19 protein-coding genes and 2 pseudogenes are annotated in these 21,166 nt (G+C 54.6%); 9 read left to right on the top strand and 12 right to left on the bottom strand.

The window, feature by feature from the left end:
* Window positions 1-28 precede the first annotated feature (28 nt).
* The 5 genes from KRAC_RS31570 to KRAC_RS62880 all read right to left on the bottom strand — a co-directional run bounded on the left by KRAC_RS31570 (window position 29) and on the right by KRAC_RS62880 (window position 4,946).
* A complete protein-coding gene (locus KRAC_RS31570; protein WP_007914343.1) occupies window positions 29-886 on the bottom strand; it encodes an NAD(P)H-binding protein in 858 nt (285 codons plus the stop codon).
* A gap of 2 nt (window positions 887-888) precedes the next feature.
* Entirely contained in the window at window positions 889-1,335 is a 447-nt protein-coding gene (locus tag KRAC_RS31565) for a DUF6220 domain-containing protein (RefSeq protein ID WP_007914342.1), read from the bottom strand.
* A gap of 526 nt (window positions 1,336-1,861) precedes the next feature.
* Complete coding sequence (locus tag KRAC_RS31560) at window positions 1,862-2,362, bottom strand: discoidin domain-containing protein (RefSeq protein WP_007914341.1); 501 nt, start codon at window positions 2,360-2,362, stop codon at window positions 1,862-1,864.
* A 232-nt stretch (window positions 2,363-2,594) separates the two neighbouring features.
* The gene (locus KRAC_RS31555; protein ID WP_007914340.1) at window positions 2,595-3,338 is read right to left on the bottom strand and encodes a response regulator transcription factor; all 744 of its coding nucleotides are present in this window, start codon (window positions 3,336-3,338) and stop codon (window positions 2,595-2,597) included.
* A 153-nt stretch (window positions 3,339-3,491) separates the two neighbouring features.
* Window positions 3,492-4,946, bottom strand: a complete 1,455-nt coding sequence (locus tag KRAC_RS62880) for a sensor histidine kinase (protein WP_007914339.1) — start codon at window positions 4,944-4,946, stop codon at window positions 3,492-3,494.
* 495 nt (window positions 4,947-5,441) lie between these two features.
* Between KRAC_RS62880 and KRAC_RS62875 the strand changes: the two genes are divergently transcribed.
* Window positions 5,442-6,629: an acyltransferase family protein gene (locus KRAC_RS62875; protein ID WP_007914337.1), complete on the top strand. Its 1,188-nt coding sequence runs from the start codon at window positions 5,442-5,444 to the stop codon at window positions 6,627-6,629.
* Window positions 6,630-6,819: 190 nt separating this feature from the next.
* Here the strand turns inward: KRAC_RS62875 and KRAC_RS31540 are convergent, their stop codons facing one another.
* The gene (locus tag KRAC_RS31540) at window positions 6,820-7,626 is read right to left on the bottom strand and encodes an RIO1 family regulatory kinase/ATPase domain-containing protein (protein WP_007914335.1); all 807 of its coding nucleotides are present in this window, start codon (window positions 7,624-7,626) and stop codon (window positions 6,820-6,822) included.
* Between the two features lie 704 nt (window positions 7,627-8,330).
* Here KRAC_RS31540 and KRAC_RS31530 point away from each other — a divergent pair.
* Window positions 8,331-9,167, top strand: coding sequence for an alpha/beta fold hydrolase (locus KRAC_RS31530; RefSeq protein ID WP_007914333.1), 837 nt, complete (start codon window positions 8,331-8,333; stop codon window positions 9,165-9,167).
* A gap of 164 nt (window positions 9,168-9,331) precedes the next feature.
* Here KRAC_RS31530 and KRAC_RS78505 read toward each other — a convergent pair whose 3' ends face one another.
* Together KRAC_RS78505 and KRAC_RS79825 are read right to left on the bottom strand one after the other, a co-directional pair.
* Window positions 9,332-9,769, bottom strand: a complete 438-nt coding sequence (locus KRAC_RS78505) for a carotenoid biosynthesis protein (protein WP_274532160.1) — start codon at window positions 9,767-9,769, stop codon at window positions 9,332-9,334.
* Between the two features lie 89 nt (window positions 9,770-9,858).
* Window positions 9,859-10,278, bottom strand: a pseudogene (locus KRAC_RS79825) (carotenoid biosynthesis protein); the annotation flags it as partial.
* A gap of 59 nt (window positions 10,279-10,337) precedes the next feature.
* On the opposite strand from KRAC_RS79825, the gene KRAC_RS31515 reads away from it, so the two are divergent.
* The 7 genes from KRAC_RS31515 (at window position 10,338) to KRAC_RS31490 (ending at window position 15,462) form a co-directional block, all read left to right on the top strand.
* Window positions 10,338-11,570: an RNA-guided endonuclease InsQ/TnpB family protein gene (locus KRAC_RS31515; protein ID WP_007914331.1), complete on the top strand. Its 1,233-nt coding sequence runs from the start codon at window positions 10,338-10,340 to the stop codon at window positions 11,568-11,570.
* A 651-nt stretch (window positions 11,571-12,221) separates the two neighbouring features.
* Window positions 12,222-13,022, top strand: a complete 801-nt coding sequence (locus KRAC_RS31510; protein WP_244422373.1) for an arsenate reductase/protein-tyrosine-phosphatase family protein — start codon at window positions 12,222-12,224, stop codon at window positions 13,020-13,022.
* A 121-nt stretch (window positions 13,023-13,143) separates the two neighbouring features.
* Complete coding sequence (locus KRAC_RS31505; RefSeq protein ID WP_007914325.1) at window positions 13,144-13,530, top strand: VOC family protein; 387 nt, start codon at window positions 13,144-13,146, stop codon at window positions 13,528-13,530.
* Window positions 13,531-13,644: 114 nt separating this feature from the next.
* Window positions 13,645-13,863, top strand: a complete 219-nt coding sequence (locus tag KRAC_RS71890; protein WP_157507372.1) for an NAD-dependent epimerase/dehydratase family protein — start codon at window positions 13,645-13,647, stop codon at window positions 13,861-13,863.
* Window positions 13,806-14,159, top strand: a complete 354-nt coding sequence (locus KRAC_RS31500) for a Rossmann-fold NAD(P)-binding domain-containing protein (RefSeq protein ID WP_169460970.1) — start codon at window positions 13,806-13,808, stop codon at window positions 14,157-14,159. The genes KRAC_RS71890 and KRAC_RS31500 overlap by 58 nt, the downstream gene beginning before the upstream one ends.
* A gap of 255 nt (window positions 14,160-14,414) precedes the next feature.
* Window positions 14,415-14,903 (top strand): DUF3291 domain-containing protein, encoded by a 489-nt coding sequence (locus KRAC_RS31495; protein ID WP_007914324.1) that lies wholly within the window; start codon window positions 14,415-14,417, stop codon window positions 14,901-14,903.
* Window positions 14,904-14,985: 82 nt separating this feature from the next.
* Entirely contained in the window at window positions 14,986-15,462 is a 477-nt protein-coding gene (locus KRAC_RS31490) for a GNAT family N-acetyltransferase (protein WP_007914323.1), read from the top strand.
* A 19-nt stretch (window positions 15,463-15,481) separates the two neighbouring features.
* Here KRAC_RS31490 and KRAC_RS31485 read toward each other — a convergent pair whose 3' ends face one another.
* From KRAC_RS31485 to KRAC_RS31470, 4 genes and pseudogenes are all read right to left on the bottom strand, one after another.
* Entirely contained in the window at window positions 15,482-17,089 is a 1,608-nt protein-coding gene (locus tag KRAC_RS31485; protein WP_169460969.1) for a PAS domain-containing sensor histidine kinase, read from the bottom strand.
* A 293-nt stretch (window positions 17,090-17,382) separates the two neighbouring features.
* Window positions 17,383-18,109: pseudogene (locus KRAC_RS31480) on the bottom strand (IS6 family transposase).
* Between the two features lie 108 nt (window positions 18,110-18,217).
* Window positions 18,218-19,075, bottom strand: a complete 858-nt coding sequence (locus KRAC_RS78495) for a LuxR C-terminal-related transcriptional regulator (RefSeq protein ID WP_274532159.1) — start codon at window positions 19,073-19,075, stop codon at window positions 18,218-18,220.
* A 34-nt stretch (window positions 19,076-19,109) separates the two neighbouring features.
* The gene (locus KRAC_RS31470; protein ID WP_040445415.1) at window positions 19,110-21,011 is read right to left on the bottom strand and encodes a winged helix-turn-helix domain-containing protein; all 1,902 of its coding nucleotides are present in this window, start codon (window positions 21,009-21,011) and stop codon (window positions 19,110-19,112) included.
* Window positions 21,012-21,166: the final 155 nt, after the last annotated feature.

The following is a 21,166-nucleotide window of genomic DNA, read 5'->3' as shown; positions in this document are numbered from 1 at the left end:
GGTGTTGCCCGTCGTAATGGGGTACCTATCAGTTTCGGAAGGCAGAAGCGTGCTCGGCTGCCCATTGGGCGAAGGTGAGCGAGGGACGGCCCAGAATCTGCTCCACGGCGTCCGAAGACGGTCCCGGCTGCTGAACGCGGTCGGCCCAGTAGCCAATCACCCTGTCGGGGACATCCTCAGGCAGGCCCTGGGCAAGCATGGCCTGGCGGAACTGCTCGGGGACGACTTCCACCCAGGGCACCTCTTTGCCAATTGCCGCGCTGACCAGGCGGAGTTTGGCCCGTTGGGTGAGCGACTGCGGGCCGGTGAGCACATAGGAGCGCCCCGCGTACGCGGCATCCACCAGCACACGAGCGCTGACGGCAGCAATATCTCGTTCGTGGATGGTCGCCGTTGCTCCATCGCCGTAGACGCCCCGCACGACACCGGCCTGGCGGATCTGTGGCGCCCAGGCCAGGGCGTTCGAGGCGAAGTCAGCGCAGCGCAGGATGGTCCACTGCAAGCCAGAAGCTCTGGCCGCATCCTCAACAGCCCTGAAGGCGTCAGAGAAGCGCTGATACCCGCCGCCATACTCCACGGTGACAGCCGACAGCACGACCACTCGTCGTGCGCCCTGCTCGCTTGCCTGCTTGAGTAGTTCAACGGTCGCGGCCCCGGCTGTGGCATCTCCCAGAGCACGTGGACTGATGAAGACTGTTTCAATGCCGCGCAGTGCCGCTGCCAGGGTATGTGGGTGGGAGGGATCGCCGCCGACCACGTGCGCCCCATCGGGCAAGGCGGCAGTGGCGGGGTTGCGAGTGACTGCCACCACGTTATTTCCGCCAGAGAGCAGCAGGTTCACGACCTCGCGTCCGACGTTTCCCGTTGCTCCAGTAACCAGAATCATAGCTAGTTCCTTTCTTCTATTGTTGGGCTAGGGGTTCTCATAGTGAAAGACCTCGCAGGAGAGGGAGTTTGGATGCCCGCCGCCACCAGCGCTCGTGCCTGGAACGCGATCGTCAGGGCAAGGGCAAAGAGCACGAGCGCCAGGACAGGGTGCAAGGCACCCAGCAGCGGAACAGTCGAGCTAAGCAGTGTCAAGAGGTCTGCCTGGATAAAGTAGACGCCTAACAAGGTCCAGGCGAGACGTTTCGCTGGAGGCTGGAGCCGTCCCAGGTACGTCAGTAAGACCAGGAGCAGAGGGAGAAAACCGATGATATGACCGAAGGGGTCATGCACGCCCCAGTAGCTCTGCCGAGTGAAGAGACTGAGGCCAGCGAAGAAGACCTGAACAAGAATGGCCGCTGGGAACAGCCAGGCGTCGATCATATACAATACCCGTATCCCCTTATACATGTAATTCCTTCCTTTTATCGGGAGAAGTAACTCTCCGATGGGTGAATATCAACCTGTTTCATGCCCCTTCCTCGAAGAGAGGCATGGTTGAAATGACCATCGCATGGTCGTCACCCATAAAGAAGGTTGAGGTATCCTTTTTGGGACAGCTTTCCGGTCTGATTTTGCCCATACCAGACCTATTGAGCTTGAACCACTTTTGTAGAGAGTACAAATAGGGGGGCCAGGTCATCGCTTCTTCATACCCAGTCGTTTTTGAACAACAGATGGAGTAATCCTTACCTTTTAGGTCTTCACCAAAGCGGGTCAAAGTCAATCTTCACCAGACGTTGCTTGCTGTAATGACTCGCCCGTGGTTCCGTATTACCTGGGAGCAATGGGTGCAGCAAAAATATTCTGTTTGGAACAAGTGTGCTCATAAGCATAGTTGGAAAGTATAGAAGAAAGTGACTCGGATAACATCGCCACTATGCAGCCAGGAGTATGGAAACTTCACACCTGGATGTGAAGTTTCCACCGCGACTTCTTATTCCGCCCACACGCGAAATTCAGCAATCGCCATATCAAAATAGGGATTGGCCTCTGTCGTCAGCTTGACAACGCGAATGTATTGCGCAGAGACAGGGGTATCAAACGCGAGGGTCAGGGTCCCTGCTATAGGGAGGCTGTGGACGCTATCAACCCTTCCAAGTACGCGATAATGACTCATATTCTGCTTATCTTCAGAAGCCTGGATTTCGAAGTTGTAGCGGCTCAGCGGATAGTCACGATCACTGAGAGTAGTGAGGTCGAGTTCCCAGATCCGATGGAGGCGACCAAGGTCCACCTGCCACCACGTCAGTTCATCTACAGGTAACACATTGCGATTTTTGGGAGCCCAGGCATGTCTATCCCCTCCCTCTCGGTGTCCGTCAAGAGCGAACTCCGCTTTCCATGCATCGTTCCATTCGGAGGAGGCGGTTGCGGTCTTCTTGAAAGCAACATTGGTGAGTTGCGTGCGTACGGGTCGCTGTAACGTAGTAGTCATGCGTTTTCCCTTTCTTGCTCGGCGGTCACGATGGATAGCTAACGTACCACCGGTAAACTTTGATAGAAAAACAAAACAGTGTTGCTGATACACCACTGCTTTTTTAGTATAAATACAACCACAACTTTCCTCTCAACTTGATGTGGACCTAGAAAAGGTCGAACACCTGCCTGGTTGGGTGGAATCAGAGACCTTAGAGGAAGGTTAAGGGGAGAATTAAATAGCCCTGGCTCTATTCTACGAAGCGGTAGCCAACGCTCCAGACGGTGACAATCTTTTCTCCTACGCCGCCGAGTTTCTTGCGCAGGCGTGTGACGTGTGTATCGACGGTGCGATCAAAGCCATCGTAGTCGTATCCCCAGAGCTGTTGCAGTAGGAACTCGCGGCTAAAGGCGCGCCCAGGATGTGAAGCCAGTAAAATCAGCAGTTCGTATTCCCTGGGCGTAAGTAAGATGCTTTCACCATGAAGTTTGGCAATGCGAGCATTGGGATCGATTTCCAGTGGTCCGCGTATGATAGGGGGCTGGACTGGTGTGGGTGTTATCGTGGGTGATATTTGCGCCACTGGGGGTTCTGTTCGGGCCTGCTGGAGGGTCTGGGCCAGGCGCTGGTCCAGGTCGACGCGGCGTAGTATGGCGCGCACCCGGGCCATAAGCTCACGCATACTGAAAGGCTTGCTAATATAATCGTCGGCCCCCACCTCCAGACCTAGAATCCTATCGATCTCTTCATTGCGCGCGGTGAGCATAAGAATAGGCATGAGGTAGTTCAGGCGCACACGGCGGCAAACGGAGAGGCCATCCAGGCCGGGCAACATCCAGTCGAGGATGATAAGCTGCGGCTGGTGCTGCTCAACCAGGGTCAGCGCTTGCAGGCCGTCATTGGCTTGGTAGACAGTATGCCCCTCGGCGCTCAGTTCAGCGCAAATCAGGTTACAAATAGCGACTTCATCCTCAACAACAAGCACGCGAGCCATGTGCCAACTTCTCCTTCGCAACAACATGTGAATGTACATGGGAATTGGTCCCAAGCCCATGCTTAGTGTACACGCTGCTTGAGCTGGCGTCCAGGCCTTATTGATGCGGCATTGTTTGTTTTCTTTAGTCTTGTTATTGCCAGGTTGTTATTGCTAGTTTGTTATCGCCTGGGCGAGCCGCAAATGAATATGGAAGCAGCTTCCCTCGCCCTCCTGGCTCTCAACCGTTATTTTTCCTCCCATGGCGTCTACCAGGTCTTTGACAATCGAGAGGCCCAGGCCAAAGCCGCCGGAGGAGCGTGAGCGTGATGCATCCGTACGGTAGAAACGCTCGAAAATCTGCGCCAGTTGATCGGCAGGAATGCCCATCCCCGTATCCGCGACCGAGATAACCAGGTAGTCACTGTGCTCCTGTCGCGTCGAGATCGAGATAATGCCCCCATTGGGTGTATAGGTGATGGCATTGCGTACCAGGTTCATCAGGACCTGAGTGAGACGCTGGTGATCGGCCTGTACGCGTGGCAATCTCTCAGGCAGAGAGTGGACTAGCGTAATCATACGCTCCTTGCGCGCCAGGGGGAGCAGCGCCTGGTAGACTTCTTCAATTACTTCGCCGGGTGGAACCGAAGCCATATTCAGGCGCAACTTATCGGCTTCTGTGCGCGAGAGCGAGAGCAGGTCCTCAACCAGAGAGCTGAGGCGTACAGTTTCTCGATGCGCGATGCCCAGGTAATTACTCAACTCCTGGGGCTGAAGCACGAGGCCGTCATCGTGCGCGCAGGCTTTGAGCAGTACCTCCAGATGGGCGCGTATGCTGGCGACCGGAGTCCGTAGCTCATGCGAGACATTGACGATAAGTTGTTGGCGGCTCAGCTCGGCGCGCTCGGCTTTGGCCTGTTCACGTCTCACCTGTTCCTCTGCCTGGGCGACACGGAGGTCCTGGTTGTTCATGCCCAGCAAGGCGCGCCCCAATTGCTGCCAGATCCAGGCCATCCCCAGGAGAATGTACCTGGGCAGGAGCACCAGGCCAAAGCCTGTAAACACGTAACGTATGAGATCCTTCATGCCGTTAAGGTAGATCGGTCTCCGTCCAGGCCAGCGTATCACAAGCGGCGCGTTGCGGGCCACGAGTATCAGATAGAGTATGGGCGTGCAGACGAAGCCCAGGATGAACGTGATCAAGGCCAGTACCAGCATCAAGATCGGAACCTGGATAGCGAAGACAAAGCTGAGTATCCCCAGGGGAAATTTGAGCAAGAGAAACGCCAGCGTCTTCCAGGTCATCTTATTGGTGAGATGCGCGCGGAGATACTGGAGCCAGTTCTGTCTGGGTTGCCGGGAGAGCGCAAGCGGCGAGATGTAGCAATTGAGCCAGTGCATAGCGAGGTAGCGCTCGAAGATGGCGAATTGCCAGCTTAGATACAGCCCCAGAATGAGCATGGGAATACCAATCCAGACAATGAGTAAGCCCACACTCAGGCCCAGGAAGATGACCAGGACCACAAAATACAGTATTCCTGACGGAAATGAGAGTAAAAGATAGGCAGCAGTGGACCATATTTTTGCCTGGCCTCTATTGCTGCTTGAAAGGGTTTCCTGCGCTTGCATTGGACGACCTCGCTATACAGTGTGAAATTACGAGAATGTGTATAGCATAAGGCAAAGATGTTACAGAAGTATGTCTACTGCCCCTTCTTACCCCATACATAATTGACACACCTTGGCCACAAATTTACTCCAGTTTGGCGATAACCCGTTCACATTTAACCTCTATTATTCCTCTCAACGCACACATCTCCAAAGTGGGGAGTGAAGAGGGGCGTCAGCCCCTCTGCGACCCTTTCCCCTGCCGCCGCAGGTGGCATGAATACCTTTCAACCTAATACCTGCGAAGTGGGGAGTGAAGAGGGGCGTCAGCCCCTCTGCGACCCTTTCCCCTGCCGCCGCAGGTGGCATGAATACCTTTCAACCTGATACCTGCGAAGTGGGGAGTGAAGAGGGGCGTCAGCCCCTCTGCGACCCTTTCCCCTGCCGCCGCAGGCGGCATGAATACCTTTCAATGAAACTGAACAGAGCAGTAGTTGCAAAGGAAGATGCAATATCATGAATACTGTATATAAAGAAGCACAGAAAACGCAAAGACTATACTATTTTGACTGGCTTAGAACGCTTGCATTCATGTTCGTCGTCTTGATCCACTGTGTAGAGATGTTTCATGATCTCTACCAGGCCCGTAACGCTCCAGGATTACAGAGCGACGCGCTCGCGGCCTTCCTGCCCGCACTCGCGCAATGGTGTATGGCCCTCTACTTTCTCCTGGCAGGGGCCAGTACCTGGTTCGCGTTAAAACGTAAATCGCCAGCCGAGTTCGTCAGGGAGCGCTTCTCTCGCCTCTTCATGCCACTTGCACTTGGTTTCGTCCTGCTCTTCCCACTTCAGGCCTATGTGACGATGGTAAGCAATAATAGTTATCAAGGTTCTCTCTTTGCCTTCTATCCCTACTTCTTAAGCGAGATCCTGCTCAGAGGGAAACTGTACCTGATTATTCTCTATATTCACCATCTCTGGTTCCTGGCGTACCTCTTCGGCTTCTCGCTACTGACGCTTCCCTTGTGCCTCCTGCTGCGGAGTGCTAGAGGGTGGGCGTGGACCGCGCGCCTGGGCAACTTTCCCGGCGGGCTGTTAACTCTGGCCTTCCCTCTCCTGCTCACGCGTCTCACCCTGCTTCCGGCCTTCCCTGAGTATTGTAGCCTCGCGGACGCCTCCTGCTGGCTGCTCATCTATATGTATGGTTACGTGCTCTTCGCCAATTCCACTATCCAGCAGATGCTGCGCCAGCAGGGACGTCAGGCGCTCGCACTGAGCGTGCTCTGCTCCGGAACCCTCCTGACCCTCTGGTGTATGGGACTCCTACGCGGCGAACTGCTGATACCTCGCTATACCCTGAACTCTACGCTCTACCAGGCGACCCAATGCATCGCCCTCTGGTCCAGCCTCATCGCCCTGTTGATGCTGGGAAGCACACATATGAACCGGACATGCCCTCTGCTCAAATACAGCAGCAGCGCCTCATTCCACTGGTACCTGCTCCATTTCCCCATCGTCGTGATCAGCGCCTACTACATCCTACGTCTCCCCCTGCCAGCCTGGTGTGCCTTCAGCTTGATAGGAGCCAGCTCGTTCCTCGCCACCTTCCTCCTGACGGACCTCATGGCTCTCCACCGGCAGGGCCTACGGCAGGTATACAGCTCTTTGAGCTCGTTTCAGCTTGCAATCTCGCCCTCTGAGTAGAAGAGAAAAGGGATGCGCGCCATGACCGAACCAGTCCAACCACATCTACCAGAGACCTGAGGCGAAGAATGAGAAGAGAAGGGCAAAAAAAAAGGGCCACAGAGATGTGGCCCTTCGCAAATTCTATATACAAGTATACCTGAAAATGTGTGGAAAGTCAAGGTCAATCGCAGCCCAAAAATTATACTGATCAAAGCAGCGAGTTTTTGAACTGGTGCCAGAGCCGATTTGTGAGTTCGGTGGAGTCCCTTTGCAAGCCATAGCGTGTCATATACTTGCAAATGTTGCCGATATCACGCAGTAGCAGGTTGTAGGCGTGTGAGTTGAAGCGGGGGTCGACCGCCTGGGGAAAGTCGATGATGGTCGCCTTGCCCTGCCAGTACAAGATGTTATAGCCCGAGAGGTCGCCATGTACAACGTTATGCTTGAGCAAGAGCTGGATGTTGTCCATCAGGTTGGCGAAGATGGGATATACCTCGTCAGGCGCCAGTTGTACACCCTGGAGGGCGGGCGCAGGCCGCTGGGGCTCGCCCAGGTATTCCATCAGGATAGCGTTGCTGTTATGGGCGATGGGCCTGGGAATGGTGGCACCTGCCTTATAAAGCCCGTTGAGCATTGTGAACTCGTGTGCGATCCACATGCTGAATTGGGCCTCGCGGCCCACGCCCGACTTATTCTTCATGGCGCGCTTGATGCGCTGGTCGCCGACGTAGCGCCCCTCCTGGTAGACAGAGTCGTTCTTGAAGCCGCGATTATTGCGCGGGCGGTAGACCTTGGCTGCGATATAGGGAACATCCTGCGAGGGATGAGCGCGACAGCAATAGACGGTCGCCTCCTTGCCACTTTTCACAACATGTAGGATCTCGCTAATCAGGCCGTCTGCGAAGAAAGAATCTAGCGATGTCTGAATGGGGTCCGCCGCCTCCTGGGCCTGCTCTTGTAAGGCTTCTAGTTCTTCCTGCTCTTCGAGTGCGCGTAACAATTTTCGCTTAGACAATGCTTGCTCCTTATGCTTATATATGTAGACAAAGGCTGTTTGTTGTGGTTGTTGTGGTTGTTTAGAAAGTTGTGCATGTGTCACCTCTTATTTCAGAGTGCCTATGCTGGTCCACCCAATCAGGTGTAGGGTCCAAGCTTGCTTGGACTCTGTTCCCCAGACAAAGCGCTCACAACGAAAAGAGGCCATGAGCATCACGCTCATGGCCTCTTTTCACACAATAAAAAAGACCAACCTTCACGAGGTGGCCTGTCAGTTTATGGTCTTATCTCGACGCTGGCTTATAGACGCCAGCTAGCAGCAATGGCCCTCTCGGAGACGCGATGCAGTTGATACGACATGATTTCTTTGCGCATCATGGCACGCTCCTTTCAATCTTTGAGCCATCTGGGCTCAAGGGCCTTTTTCTTATCTACTAGAGCCTAGAATACCAGATACTCAGCCTTCTTGTCAAGCGAAATTTCGCGCCAGGGCGTGATTCACATTTTTGCGCTCCATCCCATCGTGCTCTATCAAGCTTCATTTGATGCAAAACTCTGGCTCAATTTGGCTTTTCGCCTCTCGCCAAAATCCGTCAATCGAAGTTTGATGGAGCACTATGATACGTGGGGCGATGCAGCGCAGTCGGATTTTTTGTTGCCTGAGCCATATTTGTGCTATGCTAAAAGCCAGAAGGCCGTTAGAAGGAAAGTGAGGAACAACCTATGAGCGAGGAGCACGGACGCGTAGGCTTTGCCACGCTGAATGGCACACGTTTCTCCTATGAGATCGCAGGCACGGGCCAGCCAGTCGTCTTCCTGCACGACGGCATCACCGATAAAAGCATGTGGAGCGAGCAGTTTGCTAGCTTTGCCGCCACCTACCAGGCCGTGCGCTATGACCTGCGCGGCTTTGGCGAGACCCCACTGGTGGAAGGCACGTATGCACACTACCAGGACCTCCATGCTTTGTTGGACTACCTGCATATTGAGTCCGCGCACCTGGTAGGCTGCTCCATGGGAGGGTGCGCCATCCTGGATTTTGCCCTGGCCTATCCCCAGCGTGTGCGCTCCCTGACCGTGGTAGCCAGTACCCCCAATGGCTATGAATATCATATAGAGGATGCCTCCGCGCAAACCCTATTGGAGGAGCACGTGGCCGCAGTACGCGCCGGAAATATCAAGCGCGCCGCCGATCTTGAGACGCGCTACTGGCTCATTGGTGTGCAGCGCCGGATCGATCACTTCCCACCTGCCCTTATCCAGCGCGTCGAAGCCATGAACCGTGTCGCCATGGCTAATAAAGTCGCCTTCTTCAACCGCGTATCCGAGCAGGAGCTACAACCGCCCGCCGTGGAACGCCTGGAAGAGATCCATGTCCCAACCCTGATTATTGTAGGAGATCTCGATGACCGCAACATTCTCGCCGGCTCCCACTATATGACGACCCATATCAAGCGTGCGCGCAAAGCCACGATCAGCGGCACCGCCCACTTCCCCAACCTGGAACAACCTGCCGAGTTCAACCGTCTCGTCCTGGCCTTCCTCCGCGCCCAGGTCTGACAACATATACATCATTTTGCCTCCCAAAAAGAGGACATGGTGGCATCTTAAGTAGTGGGATCGTTGGGGGAATTTCATGGATCTGACGCGCATGATGCTCCAAATCTGTGCCAGGCCCATGAAATTCCCAAATGGACAAAAGCGTGACTTCCAAAGCTCCCTTGTTATTTCAACGCTGGAGAGCTTTCCCTGGCGGCTGTTTTGCCTGATCCTGTTTCAACTGATGTGAAAGTCACAGCGGCTGACCTTTGAAGCAGTTTCACGGTTGATAAAGCTGCCACGAAGATCATCGTAAAGATGCTGACAGTAGCTTCCGCCTCAGCAATGCTTCTGGTATGCCAGACCACCCCCATCGCGTCAGTGACCAGCGTATCGCCGCTGCCTGACAGATAGACCACAACATATGCCAACCCAACCACAGCAAACATGATGATCGCCTGAGCGTAGTACGACTTGGGAAAGGCCGACGCCTCCTCTTTGCTGTCAGTCCTACGAAAACGCAGGAAGAGGGCAAACAATTGGAAGAGCACATACGCCGTGAAGAGCCACCCCACGTAGTTGGTGAATGGCACCCCGAAGTAGCCACCGCCTTGCTCCCAGATGAAGACATGATTGATCGTCGAGACTGTTGATCCAAGCCCAGATCATTGGCGACCATGCCGAAGGCAGCAATAAACGGAACAGCGATCGTGGTGAACGCACTGGACTTGCGGTTAATATCACCAATCAGCACCGTGGCAAGCACCCAGGCGAGGTAGCCGGGGAAGTAGGCAAAGCCGACCAACAGAGGCACCTGAAAGAGCTTGGGGCCATACGCATCGGTGTAATAATAGTGACCAAACGGAAAGCCAGTCAGAATACTGGTGTTTTCCATAAGATTACTGACGACCAGACAAAGGACAAGAAAGGTGAGAATGCTGCTCCATTTGTAGCGCAAGGCTCCATGAAGCAGCCCAAAAATGATCGGGAACAAAATCCCGATCGCCGTGGGAATATGGAGTGGAAACACTGGATTCACCCAAAACGCCGCAGGATGCCCCTGCCCTTTCAGGCATGGGGAGGAATGCGGCGTTCCTTTGTCGGTGGCTTGGGTGGAATACGCCGTAGACATGCTCTCATCTGCTCATGTATTGTTGACAGTCAGATGAAAACTATGGTATAATTTAGCGTATGCAAACGGTAGTAACAGCGAAACTCAAATTAAATACAACGCCCGAGCAATTCAAGGCATTACGTACAACGCAACTGGCGTATCGGGATTCTCTCAACTATGTGAGCCAGTACGCCTTTGCGCATGGCAAGATGAGCAATGCTGTTCGTTTGCAAGATGCCACCTACGAAGAGATCCGCCTCCGTTTTCATCTGCCTTCGCAAATGGCCTGTTCTGTTCCTCGCCAAGTTGGTGCCTCGTATAAAACCCTCTGGACAAAGGTCAAGAACAATGCTGTTCATCGTAAGGAAGGGAAGACCAAGAAACGCTACAAAGGGCTTGATAAGGCTCCCAAGTTCATCTCCCCCACGTTGACCTATCAGTACAAGAAAGACTACACCTTCAAGAAAGAGCAGCAGGTGAGCATCCTGACCCTTGAGGGACGTGTTATCGTGCCCTATACTGGCTACAATAAGCATGTGGCATTGATCCAGCGTGGAGCGGAGATTGGTGCATCGAAACTCTGGTATGACAAGCCCAAGAAACAATTTTACCTCCTTGTCTCTCTTGAAATTGAGACGGCTGATCCTACACCTGAAACACACAAGCAGGTCGCCGGAGTGGATGTGGGGATGCGATACCTTGCCGTCACGGCGACGATGCAAGGGGATTGCACCTTCCATTCAGGCAAACAGATTGTCCCCAAGGCAAACCACTCCGCACGACTGAGAAAACGTCTGCAAAAGAAAGGCACTCGTTCAGCGACAAGAAGGCTCGTTGCCATCAGTGGACGAGAGAGACGGTTGAAGCAGAATACCAATCATGTCGTGAGTAAGCGGATTGTCCTACAGCACCCTCAAAGCTTGATTGGACTGGAGCATCTGACAGACATTCGAGAGCGTACCAAACGACGCAAAGGCAAAAATGCAAAACAGCGAAAAGCCAATCGTACCTTCTCCAAATGGTCCTTCGCTGAGTTGCATAGCATGATTGCCTATAAAGCGCTCTTGCATCGAAGTATGGCGATCAAGGTCGATGCCAACTCTACCTCGCAAGCGTGCCCCAAATGTGGGCACACCTGCAAAGAGAATAGACCCAACAAGGGCCTGCTCTTCGTCTGTCAGAATTGTCAGTACACGCTCCATGCCGATCTGGTTGGTGCAAGAAACATTGCGATGCGAACGCTTCTTATCCGGCAAGACTGGATAGGAACGGGCCTCTTGTCAGTACGCGCCTTCTGTGTCGGACGATGAAGCCAAAGCCGCACGCCTGAAACGGTATGCTGAATTGCGGTGGAGTTCAGACACAACTCCAAGCCCTCGGCTTTAGCCGTAGGGTACTGACTAGTTTAACCACTGCATAAACCACAACCAGAATCCAAAGAACGTAGGTCGATACGTTTCTCACGATAGAGCGATTGTTGACAGTCAAGGGAGGGTATCCTTTCTGTTTGACGTACACAACTGAACGATAGGTCCTGGAACGAATAGGGGGGAACCACATCTTTTTCGTCCCCTGTGCTCTCCGCTTCGCCGAAAGAAGGGCTTTCTTCTTGGAGAGACCCTTGCCTCGGATGCATGATCCATTTAATCCAACTCCATTTGAAGCAAATATATTTAATAGAACTATAGCACGTCTCCTCAAAAAAAGGCAAGGTCAGAGAACAGCTGGTGACTGTCCCGTGTGTTGTGGGAGGGCTGCGTATGAGTTCTCACGAGATCTGATCCCTTCCCGAACGCGCGGCCGCGAGATCATCAGTGGTTACAAGCATGGGCGGCTGGCTCACGCGAGACCCCACCATGAGGCCGTCTCCTCCAGAGCCACAGACCTTCTCTCTTGACTTTTCAATCCCACTGGGGTATATTTACCTTAAATTGGATTGCTTCAAATGAGATTGGAGGAAAATGATGCAGACGATGGAACAGCCAGCGCCGTCGGTGCTGAAACTGCTGGCGCATGATCTGCGGTGGACGTTACTCCAACAGCTCACACAGAGTGATTACCGTGTGGCCGAACTCGTTGCGCAGGTAAAGCAGCCACTCAATTTGGTGTCCTACCACTTACGCCAGCTTCGCCAGGCGGGTCTGGTTCATGAGCGACGCAGCACTGCTGATGAACGCTCGTTTTACTACAGCCTGGATCTGCAACGCCTACACACGCTCTACCTGCAAGCGTCCTCAAGCCTCCATCCGAGCCTTGGGGAAGAGATCCCCCCCGCGCAGCGCACACAATGGCACTTTGACGGTTCTCCACCGCGTCTCCTGTTTCTCTGTACAAGCAACAGCGCCCGCTCTCAGATGGCCGAGGCGCTGGTGGGTCACCTGAGCCAGGGACAGGTCCAGGCGTTGAGTGCCGGTAGTCATCCTGCCCAAGCAGTTAATCCGTTGGCGATCCGCACGCTTGCCCGATGGGGCGTCCAGATGAGCCAGTCCGTGCCCAAATCCTTAGAGATGTTTGTGGGCCAGCCGTTTGATCGCGTGATCACGCTCTGTGATCGGGTTCGCGAGCGGTGTCCCACCTGGCTAGACTCGTCGCCGATTCATTGGAGTTTGCCCGACCCTACGAAAGCAGAAGGATCGGAAGCGGAGCGACAACAGGTCTTCGATCAGTTGGCTAGCCAGCTAGACGTGCGCATTCGACTGTTGCTCACCTTGCTGGAGCGAGAGCGCCAGGAGACGGTTCCGGGACAGAAGACCGCAAGCTGAGCGCCTCTCAACTCGGCTCGGGGCTGGAAACGAGAAGGACCTTTGCGACACCAAGTCGAGGAAAGGGTCCCTGTAAAGGACTCATCGAAGGAACATGGTTCTTGAAGAAAAGGAGAAAGATATGGCACGCATTCGCTATATGATTGAGGATGTAGATCAAGCGATCACCTTCTACACGCGCCATTTGGGATTTACATTGGAACACAACGCCAGTCCGGCGATGGCCTTAGTGACGCGAGGAGATCTCCATCTCCTGCTCAGCGGCCCGCAAAGCTCTGGGGCCCGCTCTCTGCCTGACGGGCAGCGCCCCTCCCCAGGCGGCTGGAACCGCCTGGTCATCGAGGTGGAGCATCTGCCAGCCGTGATGGAGACGCTCAAACAGGCAGGGGTATCCTTCCGTCGAGATGACATTGTCAAGGGGCCAGGAGGGCAGCAAATCTGGATTGAAGATCCTTCAGGCAACCTCATCGAAGTGTTTGAGCCAGCGGGATTCCCACCTCGCCCCTAACGATTTGGTGACCATGAAAGATCCGGTAGCCTTGCTCAACCCACAGGGGGCGCCATGAGATTCATGTGCCCCCGAAAAGGGTTTTGACGAGGCATCAAAGGAGTCGAATGTCGCATGAAATATTTTGTGACGGGCGCCACCGGCTTTATCGGCGGGCGCGTGGTACGGCAACTGCTTGCGGCAGGGCATGAGGTCATCACGTTGGCGCGCACGCCAGCGGCACGACATATTGCTGGACACATGTGGATGATACGGCGCACGAGCATCTGCTGGCCATGGAACGAGGGAAAGTTGGCGAGAGCTATATCATTGCCGGGCCGAAGTACAGCGTGATTGAAGCATTCGCCCTGGAAGAACAGATCAGCGACGTGCGAGCCCCGCGTCTGCATCCAGCACCCCGGATGATGAAGGCACTAGCCTCGATGATCGGACTCCTTGATGCCATGTTCCCGCTGCCAGAACCCTACAGCGCGGAGAGCATCCGCAGCAGCGCGGGTGTCAGCTACCTGGGCAGCAACGAGAAGGCCCAGCGAGAACTGGGCTATGCGCCGCGCACGTTGGAGCAGGGTCTGCCAGAGACACTGGAATATGAGATGCAACAATTGGGAATGAAGGTGCAAAAGAGGTAGCATTGCTATTTACAAGTTTTTGGTGAAAGAAGCCAGATGAAGAGCGGTTTTCCCAGGAAACGTGTGTCTCGGTGCTCAACATTCGGGGCAATGTTCCACGTTTGATGGCCAGACCTGCTCACTTGGTAAGGCATTTACTACTTGCTCTCCAAATATTGAGCGGCTGCTTCTCAGGAGGCTATACAGGCATTGTTGTATACTATTGCTATGTATAAATATATCTAGAATAAAGCCTCAAGTGTGAAGGAGTTGTACATGTACCACCTGGCCCAGGTCAATGTTGCGCGTATGCGCGCCCCCCTGAGCGATCCCCTGATGGCGGAATTTGTTGCCCAGCTTGATCCAATTAATGCCCTGGCAGATCATAGCCCTGGTTTTATCTGGCGTTTGCAGTCTGAGGAGGACGACGCCACCGCCATTCGCCCCTTTGATGATAATGCAATCCTGGTCAATCTCTCGGTCTGGGCGTCGCTTCCGGCGCTTGCGGATTATGTCTATACCAGCGCGCATCGCCAGGTCTTGCAGCAGCGCCGGCAGTGGTTTGAGCGCTTCGAAGGCGTATACACCACGCTCTGGTGGGTGCTAGAAGGGCATATACCGTCAGTCACAGAGGCGAAGGCGCGCCTGGAGCATCTGCAAGCTCACGGCCCCTCAGCCTTTGCCTTTACCTTCAAACAGCCCTTTCCCGCCCCCGAAGGAACGCAGGTTACTCCAGATCCCGTCCTCGATGAGTGTCCTGCTTAGACGTTTGCTTTTTTAATCAGTAAGAGCACGGATGATGCTTTCTGTATCACCCGCGCTCTGCCAGTGAAAGTGAGAAGCGATTTTGAGCGAAACCATCAGGAATGCTAGCGCTGACGATGTGTCACGTATGCTTGATCTCGCGGAGCAGAGGCGCCAGGAGTATGCAGACTATCAGCCTGTCTTTTGGAAACCTGCTACGGATGCGCGCGAGAAGCAGAGCGCCTGGTTCGCGCAGCTAGTTCAGCGTGAAAATATCGTTACACTGGTTTATGAGCGAGACGGAGAGGTCATTGGCTTCGGAATCGCGAATTTTGTACCCTCGCCGCCTGTCTATGACGTACCCGGCCTGACGTGTAGTGTCGATGATTTTTGTGTCGCAGCGCACGAGGACTGGCTGCATTACGGGCGAAAATTATTGGAGGCCGTTATGGAGGAGGCAAAACAGCGAGGCGCGGCCCAGATCGTCGTTGTCTGCGCCCACCTTGACCACGACAAACGCTCCATGCTAAGCGACGCAGGCCTGACTATCGCCTCCGAGTGGTATACCATCCCTCTATAGGGTCTATGCTGGCATGGGCTCAATCGCCTTGCTGAATTATGGGCAGCGTGAACCAGAAGGTCGAGCCTGTGCCACGCTGGCTTGTGACTCCAACCTTCCCATTATGCTTGCTGATGATGGTCTGGCAGATGTAGAGGCCCAGGCCCAGGCCGGGGCGTTGCCCATGCTGGATCTTCTTGTCTGGAGTCTGATAGAAGCGCTCCCAGATACGCTGCTGCTCATAGGGCGTCAGGCCTGGCCCCTCGTCCTGAACCGAGATACGCACAAACTCACGCTCTATCTCCAGGCGCACCTCGATAGGTTTATTATCATCTGAGTATTTGTGTGCGTTAGTGAGATAGTTATTGAGTACCTGCCCTATCCGGTCTGCGTCGGCAATGACTGGCAGCGTGTCGGCCTCGGGTAGCTTAAGATTAAAGGGTCGGTTGATGTTGACAGCTTGTTGATCGGTGACTACCTCTCGTACGACCTTGACCAGGTCGCAGACATCAAAATGCAACTCTAAATTATTGGCAGTGATGCGCGAGACATCGAGCAGGTCGCTTATCAGGCGCGTCTGAACCTGCACCTGGTGCTCTATCCGCTCAAGCAGGTCATCGATTCGGGTTATGTTCTCCGTCTCGCTAAAGTTTGGATCGGCCAGGCGTTGCAAGCCGCGTCGCGCAAGCTGTACATATGCTTTGACTGAGGTAAGAGGCGTCAGTAACTCATGACCCGCCATGCCAATGAAATCATCTTTCTGCTGCTCAGCCTCTTTACGCTGGGTGATATCCTGGACTGCGCCGTAGACGCGCACGACCTCACCCGTTTCCGGATCGAGTATAGGGCGGCAGTAGTCGCGTAGCCAGAGTATCTCACCCTGCTTGGTTGTGGTGCGCCACTCGCGCACATCGGATAAGCCCGCAAGCACGGTTCGCAGGCGCTCCTCAACCTGTTCTTTATCATCTGGATGGATGAACTGCTCCCAGCCGCGTTCGTCGAACTCCTCGGGTTCAAAACCCGTCAAAGCCATAAAGGCGCTGGTAGTCCACTCTCGCTTAATCGTCCCATCGGGGCGGAAGTGGTAGGCATAGGCGTAGTCTGAAGTCAGTTCGGCAGTTGTACGAGCCTGTGCCTCGCGCTCGCGCAACATATCCTGCTCGATAACCAGTTTTTGTACAAAATCTTGTAATTGCAGGCGTGCCTCTTCTGTCTGTATCTGCTGTATTTGTGCTAGTACATACCCCCTTTCTTGTAGCCTGGTTTCTCGCTCTAGCTCAGCCTGTTTTTGCTCAGTAATATCGCGCAATGTAGCAACAATGGCTGCCAGGTCCGGTACATTGAGCCTGTTGACGTAGGTTTCTTCTAGCCAGCGCGTGGTTCCATCGGCCTGAGTGATGCTATACTGCGCCTTTGCCGATAGGCCTGGAGCAGTAGTAGCCCGTTCAAAAGCCTTAGCTACTGCTTGCTTATCAATGTGAGAGAGGACATCATAGAGGCTAATAGATAGCGTGTTGGAGGAGGACTGGTTGAGTAGTTGTGCGGCGGTGGTATTCGTGTAAAGGACCTGCCCATGGAGATCGAGAAGCCTGATGCCCTCTGAACTAAATTCGACAAGCGTACGAAAGCGTTGTTCTACGCTACGCATTTTTTCAGAGTGCGCTTCCCTGCTTTTCCCCGTAAATGTGCGGCGAATGAACATCTGACTTTTCCTTTCTCCTTTCTGAATGATATGCCCGACGTATCCCTTTAAAAGCACAGCCTTTTATCTATAATACTGTATTTTGCTCTGCTGTGGCTAGCACGATATCCATATTTCCCGGATTTTTCAGTTCTAGATAGCATTGGTATTGTCAACTTGCTTGTAGGAATGCAGTGTATTATTGAGCTATAAAGGAGAAAAAGACGGCAAGGCAGTGAAATACTGGGGAAGATAGATCGTTATGCAATCTGCTTGACTCCAGCCACCTCATTCCATTGCTGGAAGCGGTCCTGGAAAATGGTACGGTATTCTCCGGCACGCAAACGGTGCCGTCGCGGTTGAAAATGCCCAGCAATGGGGCGCGATCAGCGGAGAGAAAGCGTTGGGCCTGTCTGGTTGATTTGAAGCGCCTCATCTTCCTTTCGCGCAGTCGGGTGGGTTGGTGTGAGTTTTCTGCTCGATTGTTCAAGCGTTTGTGCTGACGATGCTCCACACCAGGCAGGATCTCGCGTTTCGCCGCCCCGTAACTTCTGAGCTTATCAGTGATGATGACACAAGGGACGTATTGGAGTCCTTTCAGCAGTTTACGAAAGAAGCGTTTCGCCGCTTTTTTGTTGCGTCGGCTTTGGACAAGAATATCGAGCACATTGCCGTCCTGATCCACTGCTCGCCAGAGGGAGTGCTTCTTGCCACGAATGGTGAGAAGCATCTCATCCATATACCACTTGTCGCCACAACGGGGGCGACGACGACGCAACTCGTTAGCATACGTTTGACCAAATGTGAGGCACCATTGTCGCACGGTTTCATAGGTGACGACAATCCCACGTTGCATCAGAAGCTCTTCCACATCACGAAAACTGAGCGAAAAGCAAAATAGAGCCAGACGCCATGACTGATAATTTCAGGTGGAAAGCGAAAACCTTTGTAAAGGGAAGCAGATGGAGCAGGTGTTGATGTATTCATGAAATTCAGTATGCCAGCTTTTCAGCAAGTTGACAATACCCTTATTCGAGAAAGCGCATTCCCTCGCCTTTAAAGAGCGCAACCGCCAAAGTTGTGTTGCAAAAAGGCTTACTCTTCCTGGGAAAGGAGACCAAGAGCCCGCGCTCGTGCAGCCGCCTGGGTGCGATTGGTGACTTCGAGTTTGCTGAGGATATTACTGACATAATGCTTAATGGTGTCGATGGCAAGCACCAATGTTTCCGCGATCTCCTGGTTCGAGGCACCGCGTGCGAGCAGGTGTAACACGTCCTGTTCGCGCTCGCTCAACGGGTCCAGCAACGTCGGGGATGGCTCGCTTTTCAGGCGGGGTGGTTGGGCTACCGGTTGCTGGCTGAACGCACGCAACAGCGTCTCCAGATACGGGAAATCTTTCTCCTGGGACTCCTGTTCTCTGAGTTGGGAGAGTAATGCAGCTATACGTGTTCCTTCGTCCACAAAGCGACGGATGTAGCCTTCGGATGCGCCTAAATGCACCGCTTGCGAAAGCCGTGCCAATGCCTCTCGCTGCCGATGGAGCATCTGATACGCCTGCGCCTGCAAAAGCCACATTTCCAGCACCTGGTACCACCGCTGCGTGGCTGTGGCCCGTTCTACCAGGGGGGTAAGCAGGCCCAAGGCCTGCTCCGGTTGAGATTCGGCAAGCAGCAGGCGGACGAACGCAACGCTTTGCCGCTCCAGAGCCAGAGGAGAAACCAGCGGCGCTTCCCGCTGGAGATCTCTTACCCAGCGTCGTGCCCGTTCCAGGTCGCCACATGCCAGCCAGAAACGCATCTGATCGACGTAGCCCCAGACAACTACGCGATACGGCGATGCCATGATTCTCCCGACGTATTCGAGTTGTTGCGAGACCTTTCTGGCTTCCTCCCATCTCCCTTGCGAGAGAGCAAGTCGCAACAATATGGTATATCCGACAGGTAAAAACGCCAGCGTTTCGGTCTGTTCGCCCAGCTGGATCGCCTGTTCAGCCAGGGTCCTCTAAGCGGTTCCAGTCATGCAAGATCCTGGCTTGATAGGTATAGGGCCAACATACCTGAGCTGGGAGATACCCCTCAAGGGTTTGGAGCGCGTGGATCGCCTGCTGGCTCCATTGCCATGCCAGGTGCAATTTCCCCGCCAGCATTTTTTCCCAGACTGCCTCGCACAAGTAGATACTCTCGAGTACTCGATCCCCCTCCGCTTTGATCCGGCTCAATCCGGCTTGCAGTTGCTGCGTCGCACGCTCGATATCTCCCTGAGCTATGTTCGCCCGAGCCTGGGCAAACGTCATCTGGAGCCGTGTTCTCCACTGCTGCTCCTCAAGATGGGTGAGCGCCTCCTGGCAGAAAGCTCGCGTTGCTCCTGCATCCCCATGATGGAAGCTGGCAATTGTGGCCTGCAAGGCGGCGATTTCTCCCAGCAGAGATGTGGGTGCCTCTGGTTCGTATCTGCCTCGCACACTACCGGTCTGTTCTTCCCGCTGATGGACTCGTGTCCAGGCGCTTCTGGCATCGCGCACCCAGCTTTCGATGACCTCAGGAGGCGCGATCCAGAACAGGCTCTGGGCAGAGGCCAGGCATAAACGAGGTCGCTCGCGCACGACCTCGCGGGGAAGTTGCTCAATCCAGGAACGGAGCAACGCGTCCTTGAACCGACCCCAGATGTCCTGACTAGGGATCTGTTCCAGAAGCCACGCTGCCCAGGACCACTCGTGCGCCTGCAGCGCGTGCTGGATCGCTTCGCTGCGTATCTGATGTGCGGCATACCACTGACTGGCCCGCAGATGCAGTAGCAGCGCCTCGGTGGGAGCAGTTTGCTCCAACTGAGCACGTAGGACCGAGGCCCAGAGGGGGTGGTAGGCATACCACTGGCGCTGGTCATCCAAGGGACTCAAAAAGAGATTGGCCCGTTCTATTTCCTCCAGGAAAAGCTGGCTGTCCTGCTGCTCCAGGACCGCATTACACAGGGAGTTGCACAGGCGAGGGAGGATGGACGTTCGCAGGAGGAAAGTCTGCACCTGCTCGGGCTGGCGGTTCAGCACCTCCTGCACCAGATACTCGAAAAGATCGGGCTGGTTTCCCTGGCACACTTGCAGCAGATCGTGAGGGGGCGCCTTCCCCTTAACGGCGAGCGCCGCCATTTGCATGCCCGCCCACCAGCCCTGCAGGCGTGCGTCCACGTCCTGGATGTTCTGCTCGGGAAGCCGAAGATCCATTACATCGTGCAGAAAGGCAGTCATCTCCTCGCTGGTTGCACGCAACTGCTCGTTGCGTAATTCCAGGATCTGTGCCCGAGCACGCAGCCGAGCAAGGGAAAAAGGGGGATCCGTCCGTGTTGCCAGCACCACACAGAGAGTAGGTGGCAGGTGCGTGAGCAGCGAGGAAAGCAGGGCGTGGATCGCTGGCTCTGTAATCTCCTCATAATTGTCCAGCACCAGCACCAGGGATTCGCGCAGCTTCGCAAGGCCATTGATTAGTTCCGTGATCATCGTTTGCCAGGAGGGTTGCGGGGTATCGTGCAGGGCCGCAAAAGGCAGCAGCGAGAGCCCGGGCTGACAGTGTTCCAGCGCCGTCAGCACATAGGTCCAAAACCGAAAGGGGGCGTTGTCGCCTGCGTCAAGCGACACCCAGGCCACTGGCGGGTGACCGGGGGGAAGCGAACGAATCCAGCTAGCAAGCAGTGTGGTCTTCCCAAAGCCAGCGGCGGCGGCGATGAGAATGAGGCGTTGACGAAGGCCAGCATTGAGCAGGGCCAGGAGATGGGGGCGAGCAATGATCTTATGAGAGGAGGTCGGGGGAAGGAACTTGGTTGCAAGCAGCGGATCAAGAAACGAGTGTGGGATGGGCTCAGGCGTGTTGCTGTGGGACCCATTGTTCTTGCGGTCCATGAGAGTTCTTCCTTTCTTGCATCTCCTTTGCTTTTTGGAGCAAGCAGGTTCATCTTTGCGCAAACGCTTTGACCCAACACCGGGAGGAGGCCTCTGCGCCTTGTCGCGCGGGCATCGTTCTCCTGATGAGCTGTACCCCTGCGCATGCGCTTCAG

The organism is Ktedonobacter racemifer DSM 44963 (genome assembly GCF_000178855.1).
GTDB lineage: Bacteria > Chloroflexota > Ktedonobacteria > Ktedonobacterales > Ktedonobacteraceae > Ktedonobacter > Ktedonobacter racemifer.
The sequence above is the reverse complement of the archived record's forward strand: the minus strand, read 5'-3'. Positions and strand labels throughout refer to the sequence as shown.